This is a genomic window from Streptomyces sp. NPDC048370 (genome assembly GCF_043200825.1).
Classification (GTDB): Bacteria; Actinomycetota; Actinomycetes; order Streptomycetales; family Streptomycetaceae; genus Streptomyces.
Genome location: NZ_JBICYI010000005.1, coordinates 267,047 through 283,244, shown reverse-complemented (window position 1 = coordinate 283,244; position 16,198 = coordinate 267,047). Strand labels below are relative to the sequence as shown.

Below are 16,198 nucleotides of genomic sequence, written 5' to 3'. Positions count from 1 at the left end.
TGACTGGGAATTCGCACGGACCGACCCCGACATGATGTCAGAAGGGGTACCACCGCACCGTGGCATCACCCTCCCGCAGCGAGGCCACCCGGCGCTCGAATTCGGCCAGTGCCTGGGGGTTCGTCGGCGCGTGCTGGGCCACCCAGGCACAGCTCGCGGTCTCCCGCGCCCCGCGCAGCACGGCGCAGCCCTCCCACTCCCGGACGTCCCAGCCGTACGCCTCGGTGAAGGCGTCGTAGGCGGCCGGATCGAGGCCGTACCGGTCGCGGGAGAGGGCGAGAACCACCAGATCGTGCTCGCGCAGATCGGAGGAGAAGGTCTCCAGGTCGACCAGAACCGGCCCCTCGGGGCCGACATGGACGTTGCGGGGGAGGGCGTCGCCGTGGATGGGGCCGGGGGCGAGACGCGGAGTGAGCGCGGCCGCGGCCGGGGCGAAGGCGTCGCGCCGCTCGCGCAGGAAGGCCGCGTCCGCCGGGTCGATGGCGTCGCCCGCGAGCCGCAGCCACCGCTCGACCCCGCCGAGGAGCTCGCGGCGCGGCAGCGTGAAGCCCTCCGGCTCCGGCAGGGCGTGGATCCGCCGCAGCAGGGGCGCCAGATCGCGGGGCTCGGCGGGCCGTACGGCCTCGGGCAGCTTGTGCCAGAGGGTGACCGGGTGGCCGTCCACCAGACGGGGCTCGGACTCCGCCGCCCGCACCGCCGGGATGCCGGTCTCCGCCAGCCAGGCGGCGAGCGCGAGCTCTCGCTCGGCGCGGGGGAGCAGCTCCGCGTCCCGGCCGATCTTCACCACGAGCCCGTCCACGGCGAAGACCGCGTTCTCGCCGAGCGCGAGCAGCCGAGCCTCCGGCTCGCGGGCTCCCGGCGCGAGAGCTGCCGGCGCGAGGGCTCCCGGGGCGGCGGCTTCCGGATTCCGAGCCTCCGGGTTCCGAGCCTCCGGCCCCCGCGCCGACAGCCCCGCGGCGGCCAGGATCTCCCGTGCCCGCGCCTCGTCCATCCGTCTCTCCCAGCTGCCCCGATGCATGTGCGAATCAGCCAAAGTCTCGCATCCATGCAGGTTGCCTTGACGAACCGACGGCCCGTCAGGACCATGACGGAGGCCGAGGCGAATTCGCAAAAGGCGCATAAGGGGTCGATCTGTGGGAGTGGCGACCGCAACGAAGCGGTCCGGCGGTACGACGGCCGCCGGCAGGAGACCCGGTCCCCCGCGGGACCACGGAGCCTGGTTTCTGGTGCTGCCCGCGCTCATCCCCATCCTGGTCCTGAGCGTCGGCCCCCTCCTCTACGGCATCGCGCTCGCCTTCACCGACTCCCAGTCCGGCCGCACCCAGCCCACCCAGTGGGTCGGCACCCTCAACTTCCAGGACCTGCTGCACGACACCCTCTTCTGGGACTCCTTCCGGATCGGCCTGCTCTGGGCCGTCGGCGTCACCGTGCCGCAGTTCCTCCTCGCCCTTGGCCTCGCGCTGCTGCTCAACGAGAAGCTCCGCTTCCGCTGGCTGGCCCGGGCGCTCGCGATCATCCCGTGGGCCATGCCCGAGGTCGTCGTCGGCATCATGTGGCGGCTCGTCTACAACCCGGACGCGGGCATCCTCAACGAGACCATCCGCGACCTGGGCCTCGGCGAAGGACGCGACTGGCTCACCGGGCTCGCCACCGCCCTGCCCGCCGTGATCCTCGTCGGCATCTGGGCGGGCATGCCCCAGACCACGGTCGCCCTGCTCGCAGGCCTCCAGAACACCCCGCACGAACTCCACGAGGCCGCCGCCCTCGACGGCGCGGGCGCCTGGCGCCGCTTCCGTACCGTCACCTGGCCCGCCCTCAGACCGGTGGCCCTCGCCATCACCGCCCTCAACTTCATCTGGAACTTCAACTCCTTCGCCCTGGTCTACGTCCTGACCAACGGCGGACCCGGCGGTCGCACCCGGCTGCCCATGCTCTTCGCCTACGAAGAAGCCTTCCGCTACGGGCAGTTCGGCTACGCCGCCGCCATGGGCTGTGTCATGGTCGCCGTCATCTCCGTACTCCTCGCCCTCTATCTCGTCGGACGGCTGAAGGGGGACCAGGACCGGTGAGCACGCTCCGCACCAGCAGACCCGCGCGAATCGGCCAGTACCTCGCACTCCTCGCCTATCTGGTCTTCCTCGCCTTCCCGTTCCTCTGGCTGATCTCCACCGCCTTCAAGCCGGCGACCGAACTCGGCTCGCTCCACCCGACCTGGATCCCGAAGGACCCGACCTTCGACAACTTCCGGCAGGCGTTCGACGAGCAGCCGCTGCTCCAGGCCGCCGGGAACAGCCTGATCGCCGCCCTCTCGGCGGCCCTGATCGCCGTCGTCATCGCCACGCCCATGGCCTATGTGATGGCCCGCCACCGCAGCCGGCTCTCCACCGCCGCCACCGGCTGGGTCGTGATCAGCCAGGCGTTCCCCTTCGTGCTCGTGATCATCCCGCTCTTCCTCGTCCTCAAGAACCTGCACCTGATCAACAGCCTCTTCGGCCTGGTCCTGGTGTACGTCGTCTGGTCGCTGCCGTTCGCGCTCTGGATGCTGGTCGGGTACGTACGGGCCGTCCCGGCCGAGTTGGAGGAGGCGGCGGCCGTCGACGGCGCGGGGAAGCTCCGTACGCTCGTCTCGGTCACCGCCCCGCTGCTCGCCCCCGGCATCGTCGCCACGGCGCTCTTCGCCTTCATCACCGCATGGAACGAGTTCTTCTTCGCGCTCGTCCTGCTCAAGACCCCGGAGAAGCAGACCTTGCCGGTCGTCCTCACCCACTTCCTCGGCGCGGAGGGCGTCGCCGACCTCGGACCGCTGGCCGCGGCCGCGTTCCTGGCCACGATCCCCTCGCTCGTCCTCTTCGCGATCATCCAGAAGCGCATCACGGGCGGGATGCTGGCCGGGGCGGTGAAGTCCTGATGCGGGTACGGACGTTCGCGGCGGCGGCCGCCACGCTCGCGCTGCTCCTCACCGGCTGCTCGGCGGGGGACGAACCCGACGGCGGCCCGGTACGGCTCCGCTTCCAGTCCCTGGCCTGGCAGAAGGAGTCCGTCGACGCCAACGAGGAACTGGTCGCGGAGTGGAACGCCACCCACCCCGACATCCAGGTCGACTACGTCCAGGGCAGCTGGGACTCGGTCCACGACCAGCTCCTCACCTCCTTCGAGGGCGGCGAGGCGCCCGACATCATCCACGACGCCTCCGACGACCTGGCCGACTTCGCCTACGGCGGCTACCTCGCCGATCTGACCGGCCTCCTGCCCGAGCGGCTCAAGGCCGACATCCCGGCGCGCAGCTGGGAGACCACGACCTTCGGCGGCGGGATCTACGGTGTGCCGTTCCTCCAGGAACCGCGCGTGATCATGGCCAACAAGCAGATCCTGGAGTCCTCGGGCGTCCGCCTCCCGACCCCCGAGAAGCCCTGGAGCTGGCCGGAGTTCCGTCGGATCACCAAGGAGCTGACGGGGAAGATGGGCGAGGGGAAGTACGCGATCGCCTGGCCGCTCAAGGAACCGGTCTCGGTCAGCCTCAACCTGGGACTCTCGGCCGGCGGACAGCTCTTCCACCGGGAAGCCGACGGGAAGGTGACGATCCGCTTCACCGAGGAGGACGGCGTCGTGCCCGGCACCGTCCACGACCAGGTCAACGCCGACCGCAGCGCCTCGCGTTCCACGCTCGGCAGCGGCGGCTCGGACGCCCTGCCCGGCTTCTTCGGCGGCAAGTACGCGATGGTCCCGCTCGGCTTCTCGTACCGCCAGCAGATCACCCAGCAGGCGCCGAAGGGCTTCGAGTGGATCGTTCTGCCCGCGCCCGCCGGGAAGGACGGGCTCGCGCAGGGCGTCAGCCCGCAGACGCTCTCCATCGCCGAGGACAGCCGGCACAAGAAGGAAGCGGCGCAGTTCCTGGACTTCTTCCTCCAGCCCGCCAACATGGTCCGCCTCGCGCGCGGCGACTGGATGCTGCCCACCGGGACGGCGGCGCTCGCGGACCCGTCCCTGCACACGGCGAAGGACGGCTGGGCGACCGGCGCCGCCGTCGCCGAGCATCTGCGCTCCGCGCCCGCGCAGTCCGTCCGGGGCTATCCGGAGTGGAAGGACAAGGTGGCCACCCCGGCCTACCAGGAGTACTACAGCGGGGCGATCGACGCGGCGGAGCTGCGCAAACGCCTGGAAGAGGACGGCAACCTCGTCCTCGCCCGCTACCAGCGAGGCTGACCCGTACCCGCCCCCTGAGCAGACCCCTCGTCTTCAATTGACTGGACGAGACGTCTCGTCTCGCTTACTGTGGGCGCATGACCACCACGCCGCGCCCCGCCCATATCGCCATGTTCTCCATCGCCGCCCACGGCCACGTGAACCCGAGTCTCGAAGTGATCCGCGAGCTCGTCGACCGGGGTCACCGCGTCAGTTACGCCATCCCCGCCGCCTTCGCGGAGAAGGTCGCCGCGACCGGCGCCACCCCCGTCGTCTACACCTCCACGCTCCCCACCGACGACGACCCGGACGCCTGGGGGACCGAACTGATCGACCACGTCGAACCGTTCCTCGCCGACGCGATCCAGGCCCTGCCCCAGCTGGCCGAGGCCTTCGAAGGCGACCGGCCGGACCTCGTCCTGCACGACATCACCTCCTACCCGGCACCTGTCCTCGCCCGGCGATGGGGCGTCCCCGCCGTGGGACTCTGGCCGAATCTCGTCCCCTGGGAGGGGTACGAGGAAGAGGTCGCCGAGCCGATGTTCGCGGAGCTGAAGGCCTCCGAGCGGGGCAAGGCGTACTACGCCCGCTTCGAGAACTGGCTCGCCGAGCATGGCGTGGACACCCATCCCGACCGCCTCGTCGCCCGCCCCCGCCGCGCCCTCGTGCTCATCCCGAGCGCCCTCCAGCCGCACGCCGACCGGGTCGACACCTCCGTCTTCACCTTCGTCGGCGCATGTCAGGGCGAGCGCGCGGACCAGGGGGAGTGGCACCGTCCCGCGGACGCCGAGAAGGTGCTGCTCGTCTCCATGGGCTCGGCCTTCACCAAGCTGCCGGACTTCTACCGGACGTGTGTGGCGGCCTTCGGTGACCTGCCCGGCTGGCACGTGGTGCTCCAGATCGGCGCCTTCGTCGACCCCTCGGAGCTGGGTGAGATTCCGGCCAATATCGAAGTGCGGTCCTGGGTACCCCAGTTGGCCATCCTGAAGCAGGCCGACGCCTTCGTCACCCACGCCGGAGCCGGCGGCAGTCAGGAAGGGCTCGCCACCGCCACCCCGATGGTCGCGGTCCCGCTGGCGACCGACCAGTTCGGCAACGCGGACATGCTCCAGTCCCTCGGGGTGGCCCGCCGGACGGACATGGAGGAGGTCACCGCCGAGCGCCTGCGCGAGGCCGTGCTCGCCCTCGTCGACGACCCCGAGGTGGCGATCCGCGCCAAGGAGGTCCAGGAGCGGATGGCGCGCGAGGGCGGCACGCGCCGGGCGGCCGATCTCATCGAAGCCGAACTCGCCGAAGCCGAACTCGCCGGCGGCGAACACAGCGAACACAGCGAACAGAGCGAATCCGAACTGCCTTGATCCCGTGTGCAGATGGCCCCCGGATGAACCCGGGGGCCTTGTTCTGTGCCGGAGTTGGGTGGGATGCGTGGCTTTATTATTACGAAGGCTTGTTGCTTAAGTCACAGCTGCATGAAGGTCTTGATTTGCACTCGTCAATGAGCAAGGGTTTCGAGGCAGCCGCCGGAGGGTTTCCTTTCGGAGGCTCAACCCCCCACAAATCCTGGCGAGGAGACCCCTCTTCATGGCAATACACAAGCGTGCCCGCAAGACGAAGCTCATCGTCGCCGTCTCGACTGCGATCGCGGCCGCGGCCGGAGTCACCGTCCTCACGAGCCCGTTCGCCGGCGCGGCCCCCACGCCCGCCCTCGGAACGGTCCACGGACTCGGCGTCGAAGGCGCTGTCGCGGGAAGCTACATCGTTCTGCTGGACGAGAAGGCCGACAAGGGCGAGCTGGCGAAGGAGTACGGCGGCACCATGCGCCGCAGCTACGACTCCGCGGTCAACGGCTTCTCGGTCAACGGCCTTACGGAGACCGAGGCCAAGCGCCTCGCCGCCGACCCGGCCGTGGCCAAGGTCGTCCAGAACAAGAAGTTCACCATCAACGCGACCCAGGAGAACCCGCCGTCCTGGGGTCTGGACCGGGTCGACCAGGCCGAGACCGCCGGCGACAAGAAGTACACCTACCCGGACGGCGGCGGCGAGGGCGTCACGGCCTACGTCATCGACACCGGAGTCCGCACCACGCACAAGGACTTCGAGGGCCGGGCCACCTCCGGCTTCGACGCCGTCGACAACGACGACGACGCCTCGGACGGCAACGGCCACGGCACCCACGTCGCGGGCACCATCGCCGGCGCCTCGCACGGTGTCGCGAAGAAGGCGAAGATCGTCGCCGTCCGCGTGCTCGACGACAACGGCTCCGGCACCACCGAGCAGGTCGTCGCGGGCATCGACTGGGTCACCACGAACCACAAGGGCCCGTCCGTCGCCAACATGAGCCTCGGCGGGGGTGCCGACCCGGCCCTCGACGAGGCCGTCAAGAAGGCCATCGCCTCCGGTGTCACCTTCGGTGTCGCCGCCGGCAACGAGTCCTCCGACGCCGGCGAGGGCTCCCCCTCCCGCGTCCAGGAGGCGATCACCGTCGCCTCCTCGACCGAGGACGACCAGCAGTCCAGCTTCTCCAACTTCGGCTCCGTGGTGGACCTCTACGCCCCGGGCTCGGAGATCACCTCGACGTGGAACGACAGCGACGAGGGCACCAAGACCATCTCCGGTACGTCCATGGCCACCCCGCACGTGGTCGGCGCCGCCGCCGTCTACCTCGCGGCGCACCAGGACGCCACGCCGGACCAGGTCGCCGAGGCCCTGGTCTCGGGCGCCACCCCGGACAAGATCAGCAACCCGACCGGTGGCACCGCCAACAAGCTGCTCAAGATCGTCGAGTAGCCGAGGCCCGTTGAACCGGCGGCCGCCGTGCCCTCCCCCACGGGGCACGGCGGCCGCCTTATGGTGTGCCCATGACGACGACGTACGCCGCGCTGCTGCGCGGGATCAACGTGGGCGGCCACCGCAAAGTCCCGATGGCGGAACTCCGTTCGGTCCTGGAGGAGCTGGGGCACCGTGATGTCCGTACGTATCTGCAGAGCGGCAACGCCGTCTTCACCACCGATGCCGACGGGCCGACGGCCGGCGGGCCGAGCGCCGATGAACTGACCACCGGGCTCCAGGACGCCATCGAGAAGCGCTTCGGCTTCCGCGTCGACTGCCTCGTCCGGGACGCCGCGTACCTCGCGGCTGTCGCCGACGCCTGCCCGTTCCCGGCCGCCGAGCTGGAGGGCAAGCAGCTCCACGTCACGTACTTCTCCGAGCCGGTCGGCCCCGAGAGGTTCGCCTCGATCGACCAGGACGCCTTCCTGCCGGAGGAGTTCCGGCTGGGCGACCGCGTGCTCTACCTCTACGCGCCCGACGGCCTCGGCCGGTCGAAACTGGCGGAGGCGCTCGGCCGACCCGCGCTCACCAAGGGCATCGTGGGGACGACACGCAACTGGAACACCGTCGTCAAGCTGGTGGAGATGACCCGGGGCTGAGCCTTGGTGGAGATGACCTGGGGCTGAGCCGCTTCAGGTCGGTCCGCGAGAGGCGGAAGAGGGAGTTGATCAAGGGAAGGAGGTGTTCCCACTCCTTTCCACTCTTAACTTATAGCGCATGGGGGGGCTTGCGGCAAGGCCCCGGTGGTGGCGCAGAATCTCAGGCCTTGGCCCGAATCTGTGGAAGTACCGAGGAGATGAACCCCCTGACCACCAGCGCGTTCGACCTTTCCGACCGACTGTCCTCCAAGGCCGACCCGGCCTTGATCGCCGGCGACGAGCAGCACTTCGCGGCCATCGCGGACTGCCTCGACCGGACGATCGCCGAGCTGTCCGACCAACTCGCCGCCGCGCGCAAGGCGCCCGGTGGCGTCGGCCGGGAAGCGATGGACCGGGACGCGGAGATCCACCGGCTGACCGCCCGCCTGCGCACCCTGCGCCGGTTCGGCCTGGACCTGTGCCTCGGGCACGTCGTCCTCGCGGACAGCCCCGAGCCCGTCTACATCGGCCGCCTCGGCCTCACGGACAGCACGGGCAACCGACTTCTGATCGACTGGCGTTCCCCCGCCGCCGAACCGTTCTTCGCGGCGACCCACGCCCAGCCGATGGGCCTGGCGAGCCGCCGCCGCTACCGCTGGACCCGTGGCCGGATCAGCGACTACTGGGACGAGGTGTTCACCGCCGACGGCCGCGAGGGGCACGCGGCGCTCGACGACCACTCCGCCTTCGTCGCCAGCCTGGGCGGTGAGCGGTCGTCCCGGATGCGTGACGTGCTCGCCACCATCCAGTCCGACCAGGACGCCATCATCCGGGCCGGCTCCAAGGGCGCCCTCGTCGTCGACGGCGGCCCCGGCACCGGCAAGACCGTCGTGGCCCTGCACCGCTCCGCGTACCTCCTCTACTCCGACCCGCGCCTCGGCCACCGGAGGGGCGGCGTGCTGTTCGTCGGCCCGCACCAGCCCTACCTGAACTACGTCGAGGACGTCCTGCCGAGCCTCGGCGAGGAGGGCGTACGGACCTGCACCTTGCGCGACCTGCTCCCGGAGGGGGCCGACGCGCCGGCCGAGACCGACCCGGCCGTGGCCGGCCTGAAGTCGTCCGCCGACATGGTGCGGGCGATCGAGAAGGCCGTCCGCTTCTACGAGGAGCCGCCCACCCGGGGCATGACCGTCACGACCCCGTGGTCCGAGGTCCGGCTGACCGCCGACGACTGGGCCGAGGCGTTCCGTGCCCCCGGGCCGAGCACGCCGCACAACGAGGCCCGCGAAGAGATCTGGGAGGAGCTCGTCACGATCCTCCTGGACAAGCACAGCGGCGACGTCCCGTCCGAGCAGCAGTTCCGCCAGTCGCTGCTCCACGACGAGGAGCTGGTCGAGACCCTCGACGGCGCGTGGCCGATGATCGACGCCGCCGACCTCGTCGGCGACCTCTGGTCGGTCCCCGCATACCTGCGGATGTGTGCGCCCTGGCTAGGCCCGGACGACGTGCGCGCGCTGCAGCGCAAGCACGCCCCCCAGGCCTGGACGGTCTCCGACCTGCCCCTCCTGGACGCGGCCCGGCAGCGGCTCGGCGATCCGAAGGCGTCCCGGCGCAAGCGCCGGCACGAGGCCTCCGTGGCCGCCGAACGCGAGCGCATGGCCGGTGTCATCGAGAACGTCATCGCGGCCGACGCCGACGGCGAGGGCGCCGTGACGATGCTGCGCGGACGGGACCTCCAGGACAGCCTGATCGACGAGGACGCGCTGCCCGGCACGGAGCGCGAGCTGCTCGACGGGCCGTTCGCGCACGTCGTCGTCGACGAGGCGCAGGAGCTGACCGACGCCGAGTGGCAGATGCTGCTGGTCCGCTGCCCGTCCCGGAGCTTCACCATCGTCGGCGACCGCGCCCAGGCCCGGGACGGGTTCACCGAGTCCTGGGAGGACCGGCTCAAGCGGATCGGGCTCGACCGGATCGAGGTGGCCTCGCTCTCCATCAACTACCGCACGCCGGAAGAGGTCATGGCGGAGGCCGCGCCGGCCATCCTGGCCGCGATCCCGGACGCCAACGTGCCGACCTCCATCCGCAGCAACGGCATCCCCGTCGTCCACGGCTCGGTCGCGGACCGGGACACGATCCTCGACGACTGGCTCGCCACCCACGCCGACGGAGTCGCCTGCGTCATCGGCGACCCCACCTTCGAGGAGTCCGCACGCGTGCGGTCGCTGACGCCCAGCCTCTCGAAGGGGCTCGAGTTCGACCTGGTCGTGGTCGTCGACCCGGAGACCTTCGGCGACGGCGTCGAGGGCGCGGTCGACCGCTATGTCGCGATGACCCGGGCGACCCAGCGGCTCGTGGTGCTCACGAGCTAGGGACGGGCGGCAGCGGGGGGTGCGGAGGCGCCCCCCACCTGCCGGAACCCGTCAGCTGGGCGGAGCCGCAGCCGAGCCGTCGTACGGGGAGGCCGCAGCCGAGCCGTCGTACGTGCCCGGGATCATGGACGGACGCCACCTGAGCCGCTCTGTCGCGATTCTTCAAGACCGGGCGGCCGGGCGCTCCGTAGCGTCGGCCGTATGAACGCCATCCACACCCACCTCACCGTCTGCGCCGCCGAGGCCGCCCGCGTCGCTCGTGGCGTCAGCGCCGACCGGCTCGCCCAGCCGTCCGTCTGCGCGGACTGGACCGTACGCGAACTCGTCAACCACCTCGTCCTCTACTCCTCCCACGGCCTGGAGCGCCGCGCGCTGCGCGAGCAGCTCCCCGAGGCCACGGTCGAGCGGGACTTCACCACCGACGCCGACTGGGCGGAGCGGTACGCGGCCCAGTTGGAACGGGCGCTGGCCGCCTGGACGAGGCCGGACGTCTGGGAGGGCGACGTGGACACCGGCCACTCGGTCATGCCCGCGCGGGAGATCGCCTCGCTGATCGTCATGGAACTCGCCCTGCACGGCTGGGACCTGGCCCGTTCCACCGGCGGGCATCTCACCCTCCCCGACGGGACGGCGACGTTCCTCCGCGCGGTCGTCGAGGAGCACGCCGAGCTCTACCGCCGGTACGAGGGCTACGCCGCCCCCGTCGAGGTAGCCGAGAACGCCTCCGACTTCGAGCGTGCCCTCGCCGTCAGCGGCCGCGACCCGCGCGCCTGAGCGTCAGGGGAGGGGGAGGGTGTACGTGACGAGGGCGCGTGCCGGGCTCGGGAAGCGGTCGGGGGCGACCGTCGAGCGTTCGACGAGGACGTCGACGGAGTCGTTGGCGTAGGACCAGACGGGTCCGCGCAAGGGGGAGCCGCACAGCCCCTGGGGGAGTTCGGGTTCGCCGTCACCGAGCCCGTACTTGGTCCCGTTCCGGCCGCCGACGAGGGGCCCGTCGTCTGCGAGGAGGCCCGCGCGATGGAGATAGTCCGGAATCCGGCTGCTCAGGAAGGAGACCTGGGCGCGGCCCTTCCGGGTGACGTAGTGGACGTCGGAGGCGTCGTCGGGGAGGGCCGCGCCCCCGGGGGCGATCACCGCGGGCAGGGGCGTCTCGCTCCCCTCGCAGGCCCGGACGTCGCCGAACGGCTCGAACAGCTCGTCCTGGAACAGCCAGACGAGGCCGCCGACGGGCACCGCGATCACGAGCGCGAGGATCCCCAGACGCACCGGCCGGCGCCGAGGCCGGGCATCCGCCGGGCCCGCTTCTTCTTCCCGATGCTCCGTCATGTCCATGTTTCTGCAGCCTAGGCGGGCGGCGGGCGTGACATGTACGTGATCGGCACGCCGTAGCCTCCTTGTGATCAAGGATTCACCGGGTACGGAAACCACGGCGGGGGCGGGGACATGACATACCGGCGAGCGGCGATACCGGCACTGGCGGGAGCTCTTCTGCTCACCGCCCTGCTGTGGTGGGCGGGGGCGAGCGTGCAGGCGCTGCAGCTGCAGGGCTCCACGAGCGTGCTCGGCGGCCGGGCCGCCGCCGAGTTGGAACACTGGCTCGTCCCCTGGGCGTACGACCCGCCGGACTCGTACCGGCTCGGCGCCGAGGTGTCCGGCGGGATCGGCGACACCGCGTCGGTCGACAACAGCCGCTATCTCTCGCTCCACACCACCGCGATGCAGATCCGGTTCGGGGCGGTCTTCGCCTTCTTCGTCCCCGGGGCGCTGCTGCTGATCCGCAGGCTGCCGCCGGTACGGGGCCGGATACCGGCCACGCTGCTCGGGGTGTGGGCCTGGGGCGTGGTGGCCGGAACCCTGGCGGTGGCGGTCTCCGCGCCGTGGCTCATCGCGGCGAACGGGCGCGGCAGTTACCGCTTCCTGCCGAACCTGGCGAGCGTGATCGCCTCGGGGCGGCAGGTCCTCGTGCTGACCGCGCTGGTGGCGGCGGCCGTGACGGTGGTCGTCGCGCGGATCACCGCCAAGGGCGCCGGTCCGCTCCCGAGGCGCACGGTCCCGGCCGGCCCGGTCCGCCTGGCGGCCACCGCGGGGACTGCCGTGATCGCCCTGTCCCTGGTGGTCCTCTCGTACGAGCGGGTCGCCGCGGCCATCCAGGCGGTGTCCCCGGACGGTGGACTGTTCGTCACACCGGGGGACCTCCTGCGGCAGTGGCTGCTGCTCGGCGGTTGGACGGCCCCGGCCGGCGGCTCCATCGGCGGCTGGCTCCTGTACCGGGTCGGCGACGTGCTGCTGCTCGCCGTGGTGTGGTGGGCGCTGCGCGTCCTGCCCGGACTGCTCACCCGCGTCACGCTCCCGGCCATGGCCGTCGGCGCCGTCTGCGCGACCGTCATCGGCCTGCTCGCGAGCCAGCTGCTTGGGATGGCGACGAACCCGACGGGCCTGCGCTGGGGCCTGATCCAACTCGCGGCCTCCCTCGGCAACGGCGTCCCGGCGGCCCTGACCTGCGGCTTGGTGGCGGGCACCGTGGCCACGATCACGCTACGGCTGACGTTGCGCGGCCATGCGGAGAGCCCTGCCCCGGACAGCCAGGGAACGCCCGCGACCGCCTAGGCGACGGCGACGCGTTCCGCCGTGCGGCACTCGTCGTGGCGCTGGATCAGGAGGCGGGCCAGCTCCTCCGACGGACCCAGGACGTCCGCCAGGACGTCGGCCTCGGCCGAGCCCGCCGCGATGCGGTCCGGGAGGCGGCCGGGGGCGATGACGTAGGGGGCCACCGCCACCCGGCGCACGCCGTCGGCGCGCATCGCCCGGACCGCGTCCTCGGTCCTCGGGAGAGATGCGGAGGCGAACGCAGGCCGCACGGAGCACCAACCGGTGCGCCGCAGCTCCCGCGCCGTTTCTGCGATCGCTGCGATCGCCTCCGGGTCTGTGGAGCCCGCCGAGGCGAGGATGACCCCGGTCGTGCTCTTGTCGCCGGGCGCGAGCCCGGCCTCGTACAGCCGTCGCTCCACCGCCGCGACCAGCAGCGGAGAGGAGCCGAGTACCTCCGCCTGGCGGATCCGCAGGGACGGCGGGGCCTGGCGGAGGACGGCCGGGATGTCGGCCTTCGCGTGGAAGGCGCGGGTCAGGAGCAGCGGCAGGGCCACCACGTCCCGTACGCCCTCGGCCGCGAGGCGGTCGAGGGTCCCCGGCACGGACGGCAGGTTGAAGTCCAGGAACGCCGTCTCCACCCGCAGCCCCGGCCGCAGCGACCTGACCCGCCGCACCAGGGCGTGCACGGTCGCGGCGTGCCGCGGATCGCGGCTGCCGTGGGCGACGACGAGAAGGACCTCGGACATGGCGCTGCTCAGCCCTTCACCAGCAGACCGCGCCCGCGCAGCACCGCGCGCTCCAGCGGACTGAAGATCAGCAGGTCGATGGCGACACCGACGAGCAGGATCAGGATGATGGCCAGGAAGATCCCCGGCATGTCGAAGTTGTTCCGGCCGTTCTCCAGCAACTGGCCGAGGCCGAGTCCCAGGTCGGGCGAGGACGCGATGATCTCCGCCGCCATCAGGGACCGCCACGAGAACGCCCAGCCCTGCTTCAGGCCCGCGAGGTAGCCCGGCAGCGCGGCCGGCATCACGATGTGCCAGGCGCCCTTCAGGCCGGTCGCGCCGAGCGTGCGCCCGGCCCGCAGAAAGAGCGGCGGGACCTGGTCGACGCCGGCCACAAGGCCGTTGGCGATCGACGGCACGGCGCCCAGCAGGATCACCGCGTACATCATCGAGTCGTTGAGGCCGATCCACAGCACGGCCGGGGCGACCCAGGCCACCGACGGCAGCGACTGCAGACCCGCGAGCACAGGCCCGATCGCCGCGCGCACGAACCGCACCCGGGCGACGAGCAGGCCCAGCGGCGTACCGATCGCGAGCGCCATCAGGAAGCCGAGCAGGGCGCGCGACACGCTCGTCCAGAGGACTTCGAGGAGCGTGCCCTCCAGCCACATGGTGGTCAGGCTGTCCCAGACCGCCTTCGGCGCGGGCAGCTTGGACTCGTCCGTGACCTCGGCCATGACGAGCAGCTGCCAGACCACGAGGACGAGGAGCACGGCCAGGACCGGCGGCAGGACCTTCTTGACCAGGACCTCGCCCACCGGCGTACGGCGCACCTGCACCGCGTCGAGGGCGTCGAGGCCCGCTTCCAGACCGGCCAGGTCGTCGGCCTTGGCGGCCTTGGTGGCCTTGGTGGCCTTGGTGGTCGTCTCAGTGCTGGCCATGACGGCGGATCTCCCCACGCAGTTCTTCGGTGATCTCGATGGACAGTTCCGCCACGTCGGCGTCCTCGATACGGCGCGGCTGCGGGATGTCGATGGTCCACTCCCGGGCGATCCGCCCGGGCCGGGACGACAGCAGCACCACGCGCTCGGCGAGCCGCACGGCCTCGCGCACGTTGTGGGTCACGAACAGCACCGAGAGGTTCGTCTCGCGCCAGATCCGGGTCAGCTCGTCGTGCAGCACGTCCCGGGTGATGGCGTCGAGCGCCGCGAACGGCTCGTCCATCAGCAGCAGGTCGCTGTCCTGGGCGAGCGCCCGGGCCAGGGCCACGCGCTGGCGCATACCGCCGGACAGCTCGTGCACCCGCTTGCGGTACGAGCCGCTCAGCCGCACCAGTTCGAGCAGGCGCTCCGCCTCCGGGCGCCGCTCGGCCTTCGGCACCCCGCGCAGCCGCAGGGCGAGTTCGATGTTCTTGCCCGCGGTCAGCCACGGGAAGAGGGCGTGCTCCTGGAACATCAGGGCCGGCCGGCCGCCGGGGGTCTCGATGGACCCGGCGGAGGGCCGGTCGAGGCCCGCGACCAGGTTGAGCAGGGTGGACTTGCCGCAGCCCGAGGCGCCGAGCAGGGTGACGAACTCACCCGGGGCGACATCGAGCGAGATGTCGTCGAGGACGAGCTGCCCCCCGCCGGGTCCTGCGAAGGACTTCGAGACGTGGTCGAGCCGGGCGGCGTGCGTCACCGCCGTACGGTCCTCGGCCTTGGCGAGCGTCGCGGTCGTGGCCATGGTCGTCACCTCCTGGGAATCCTGAACTCGGGCTGATGTGCGGTTACTTGGCGCCGAGACCGGCGTCGGAGGCGGCGGACCGGCCCGCTGCCTTCAGGACCTTGTTGAGGGGTCCCAGGTCGTAGATGCCGTTCAGGTCGGGCTGCTTGAGGAGACCGGCCTCCACCGCGTGGTCCGCCTGGGCGCGGAGCGTCGCGGCCAGCGGGTCGTCGGTGAACTGGATGGAGGGCCACGCGGCGTCGATCACCCCGGCGCTCAGCGGCTTGCCGGTGAGTTCCTTGAGCTTGGTGTTGGCGGACGCCGTGGCCTTGTCGGGGTTGGTGTTGATCCACTCGTTCGTCTTCGACGAGCCGCGCAGGACGGCTTCGACGACGTCGGGGTGCTCGGTGAGGAACTTCTGGGACACGATGATGTTCGTGATGACGAACTTCTTGTCGGGCCACAGCGTGGACTCGTCGAGGAGGACCTTCGCGCCTTCGCTGACGAGCTTGGAGGCGGTGGGTTCGGGGACCCAGGCGCCGTCGATGGAGCCGGACTTGTAGGCGTCGGGGGTGACCTTGTTGTCCGTGCGCAGGACGGAGACGTCGCCCTTGCCGCTCTGGGCGTCGACCTTCCAGCCCTTTTCGGAGATCCAGTTGAGGAAGGCGACGTCCTGGGTGTTGCCGAGCTGGGGGGTGGCGATCCGCTTGCCCTTGATGTCGTCGAGGGTCTTGATCTTGGCGGGGTTGACGACGAGCTTCACGCCGCCGGAGGCGGATCCGGCGATGATGCGGAGGTTCTTGCCCATGGACTTGGTGTAGCCGTTGATCGAGGGCGAGGGGCCGATGAACCCGATGTCGATCGAGTCGGCGTTCAGGGCTTCGATCTCCGAAGGGCCGGCGTTGAAGGTGGAGACCTTCAACTGCGTGCCGCCCAGCTCCTTCTGCAGGATGCCTTCCTGGTCGCCCACCAGGGCGGTGGCGTGCGTCAGGTTCGGGAAGTAGCCGACCCGCACCGACTCCGCCGAGAGCTTCGCGCCCTCCGCGGCCACCTTCTTCTCGTCACTCTTCGCCTGGGATCCGTACCCGCACGAGGCGAGCGCGCCGATCAGCAGCGGCAGGGCCGCGAGAGCGGCGATCGAGCGGCGCGGGATGGTACGGAAGGCAGGCACGGAGGTGGTCCCCTCAGGGTCTTCGAAGGCTTCTTCGGCTATGTCGTTCGTGGT

The 16,198-nt window shown here is 71.1% G+C and carries 15 protein-coding genes; 9 read left to right on the top strand and 6 right to left on the bottom strand.

The genetic code is table 11. From position 1 onward, the window contains the following. Window positions 1-37 precede the first annotated feature (37 nt). Entirely contained in the window at window positions 38-991 is a 954-nt protein-coding gene (locus tag ACGFYP_RS14340) for a phosphotransferase enzyme family protein (RefSeq protein WP_393491887.1), read from the bottom strand. 148 nt (window positions 992-1,139) lie between these two features. Between ACGFYP_RS14340 and ACGFYP_RS14335 the strand changes: the two genes are divergently transcribed. The 8 genes from ACGFYP_RS14335 (at window position 1,140) to ACGFYP_RS14300 (ending at window position 10,732) form a co-directional block, all read left to right on the top strand. Then, the gene (locus tag ACGFYP_RS14335) at window positions 1,140-2,069 is read left to right on the top strand and encodes a carbohydrate ABC transporter permease (protein ID WP_393491883.1); all 930 of its coding nucleotides are present in this window, start codon (window positions 1,140-1,142) and stop codon (window positions 2,067-2,069) included. Then, a complete protein-coding gene (locus tag ACGFYP_RS14330; protein ID WP_393491880.1) occupies window positions 2,066-2,908 on the top strand; it encodes a carbohydrate ABC transporter permease in 843 nt (280 codons plus the stop codon). Before ACGFYP_RS14335 ends, ACGFYP_RS14330 begins: the two co-directional genes overlap by 4 nt. Continuing rightward, entirely contained in the window at window positions 2,908-4,203 is a 1,296-nt protein-coding gene (locus ACGFYP_RS14325) for an ABC transporter substrate-binding protein (protein ID WP_393491875.1), read from the top strand. Before ACGFYP_RS14330 ends, ACGFYP_RS14325 begins: the two co-directional genes overlap by 1 nt. A 77-nt stretch (window positions 4,204-4,280) precedes the next feature. After that, the gene (gene mgt / locus ACGFYP_RS14320; protein ID WP_393491871.1) at window positions 4,281-5,540 is read left to right on the top strand and encodes a macrolide-inactivating glycosyltransferase; all 1,260 of its coding nucleotides are present in this window, start codon (window positions 4,281-4,283) and stop codon (window positions 5,538-5,540) included. Window positions 5,541-5,763: 223 nt separating this feature from the next. Then, window positions 5,764-6,969 carry a S8 family serine peptidase gene (locus ACGFYP_RS14315; protein ID WP_393491868.1) on the top strand — a complete coding sequence of 402 codons (1,206 nt, stop codon included), beginning with the start codon at window positions 5,764-5,766 and terminating at the stop codon, window positions 6,967-6,969. 71 nt (window positions 6,970-7,040) lie between these two features. Beyond that, window positions 7,041-7,610: a DUF1697 domain-containing protein gene (locus ACGFYP_RS14310; protein ID WP_393491864.1), complete on the top strand. Its 570-nt coding sequence runs from the start codon at window positions 7,041-7,043 to the stop codon at window positions 7,608-7,610. A 197-nt stretch (window positions 7,611-7,807) separates the two neighbouring features. Continuing rightward, the gene (gene helR, locus ACGFYP_RS14305; protein WP_393491860.1) at window positions 7,808-9,958 is read left to right on the top strand and encodes an RNA polymerase recycling motor ATPase HelR; all 2,151 of its coding nucleotides are present in this window, start codon (window positions 7,808-7,810) and stop codon (window positions 9,956-9,958) included. Between the two features lie 201 nt (window positions 9,959-10,159). Then, the gene (locus ACGFYP_RS14300; protein WP_393491857.1) at window positions 10,160-10,732 is read left to right on the top strand and encodes a TIGR03086 family metal-binding protein; all 573 of its coding nucleotides are present in this window, start codon (window positions 10,160-10,162) and stop codon (window positions 10,730-10,732) included. A 3-nt stretch (window positions 10,733-10,735) separates the two neighbouring features. Here the strand turns inward: ACGFYP_RS14300 and ACGFYP_RS14295 are convergent, their stop codons facing one another. Then, window positions 10,736-11,200, bottom strand: a complete 465-nt coding sequence (locus tag ACGFYP_RS14295) for a hypothetical protein (RefSeq protein WP_393491854.1) — start codon at window positions 11,198-11,200, stop codon at window positions 10,736-10,738. 201 nt (window positions 11,201-11,401) lie between these two features. Here ACGFYP_RS14295 and ACGFYP_RS14290 point away from each other — a divergent pair, with 201 nt between their 5' ends. After that, window positions 11,402-12,565 (top strand): hypothetical protein, encoded by a 1,164-nt coding sequence (locus ACGFYP_RS14290; RefSeq protein ID WP_393491851.1) that lies wholly within the window; start codon window positions 11,402-11,404, stop codon window positions 12,563-12,565. On the opposite strand, the gene ACGFYP_RS14285 is transcribed toward ACGFYP_RS14290, so the two are convergent. Genes ACGFYP_RS14285 through ACGFYP_RS14270 form a run of 4 tightly spaced genes read right to left on the bottom strand, consistent with a single transcriptional unit; the run spans window position 12,562 to window position 16,144 of the window. Then, window positions 12,562-13,293: a sirohydrochlorin chelatase gene (locus tag ACGFYP_RS14285; RefSeq protein WP_393491847.1), complete on the bottom strand. Its 732-nt coding sequence runs from the start codon at window positions 13,291-13,293 to the stop codon at window positions 12,562-12,564. The genes ACGFYP_RS14290 and ACGFYP_RS14285 overlap by 4 nt on opposite strands. An 8-nt stretch (window positions 13,294-13,301) precedes the next feature. Beyond that, the gene (locus ACGFYP_RS14280; RefSeq protein WP_393491844.1) at window positions 13,302-14,213 is read right to left on the bottom strand and encodes an ABC transporter permease; all 912 of its coding nucleotides are present in this window, start codon (window positions 14,211-14,213) and stop codon (window positions 13,302-13,304) included. Continuing rightward, window positions 14,200-14,994: an ABC transporter ATP-binding protein gene (locus ACGFYP_RS14275; protein WP_393491841.1), complete on the bottom strand. Its 795-nt coding sequence runs from the start codon at window positions 14,992-14,994 to the stop codon at window positions 14,200-14,202. The genes ACGFYP_RS14280 and ACGFYP_RS14275 overlap by 14 nt, the downstream gene beginning before the upstream one ends. Window positions 14,995-15,037: 43 nt before the next feature. Then, window positions 15,038-16,144: an aliphatic sulfonate ABC transporter substrate-binding protein gene (locus ACGFYP_RS14270; RefSeq protein WP_393491838.1), complete on the bottom strand. Its 1,107-nt coding sequence runs from the start codon at window positions 16,142-16,144 to the stop codon at window positions 15,038-15,040. Between the last annotated feature and the right edge of the window lie 54 nt (window positions 16,145-16,198).

What these genes read in the sequence shown, in the direction of transcription:
- ACGFYP_RS14325 (WP_393491875.1), top strand. Translation starts at nt 2,908, where the DNA reads ATGCGGGTACGGACGTTCGCGGCGGCGGCCGCCACGCTCGCGCTGCTC.
- ACGFYP_RS14340 (WP_393491887.1), bottom strand. Translation starts at nt 991, where the DNA reads ATGGACGAGGCGCGGGCACGGGAGATCCTGGCCGCCGCGGGGCTGTCG.
- ACGFYP_RS14310 (WP_393491864.1), top strand. Translation starts at nt 7,041, where the DNA reads ATGACGACGACGTACGCCGCGCTGCTGCGCGGGATCAACGTGGGCGGC.
- ACGFYP_RS14280 (WP_393491844.1), bottom strand. Translation starts at nt 14,213, where the DNA reads ATGGCCAGCACTGAGACGACCACCAAGGCCACCAAGGCCACCAAGGCC.
- ACGFYP_RS14300 (WP_393491857.1), top strand. Translation starts at nt 10,160, where the DNA reads ATGAACGCCATCCACACCCACCTCACCGTCTGCGCCGCCGAGGCCGCC.
- helR (WP_393491860.1), top strand. Translation starts at nt 7,808, where the DNA reads ATGAACCCCCTGACCACCAGCGCGTTCGACCTTTCCGACCGACTGTCC.
- ACGFYP_RS14315 (WP_393491868.1), top strand. Translation starts at nt 5,764, where the DNA reads ATGGCAATACACAAGCGTGCCCGCAAGACGAAGCTCATCGTCGCCGTC.
- ACGFYP_RS14285 (WP_393491847.1), bottom strand. Translation starts at nt 13,293, where the DNA reads ATGTCCGAGGTCCTTCTCGTCGTCGCCCACGGCAGCCGCGATCCGCGG.
- ACGFYP_RS14275 (WP_393491841.1), bottom strand. Translation starts at nt 14,994, where the DNA reads ATGGCCACGACCGCGACGCTCGCCAAGGCCGAGGACCGTACGGCGGTG.
- ACGFYP_RS14290 (WP_393491851.1), top strand. Translation starts at nt 11,402, where the DNA reads ATGACATACCGGCGAGCGGCGATACCGGCACTGGCGGGAGCTCTTCTG.
- mgt (WP_393491871.1), top strand. Translation starts at nt 4,281, where the DNA reads ATGACCACCACGCCGCGCCCCGCCCATATCGCCATGTTCTCCATCGCC.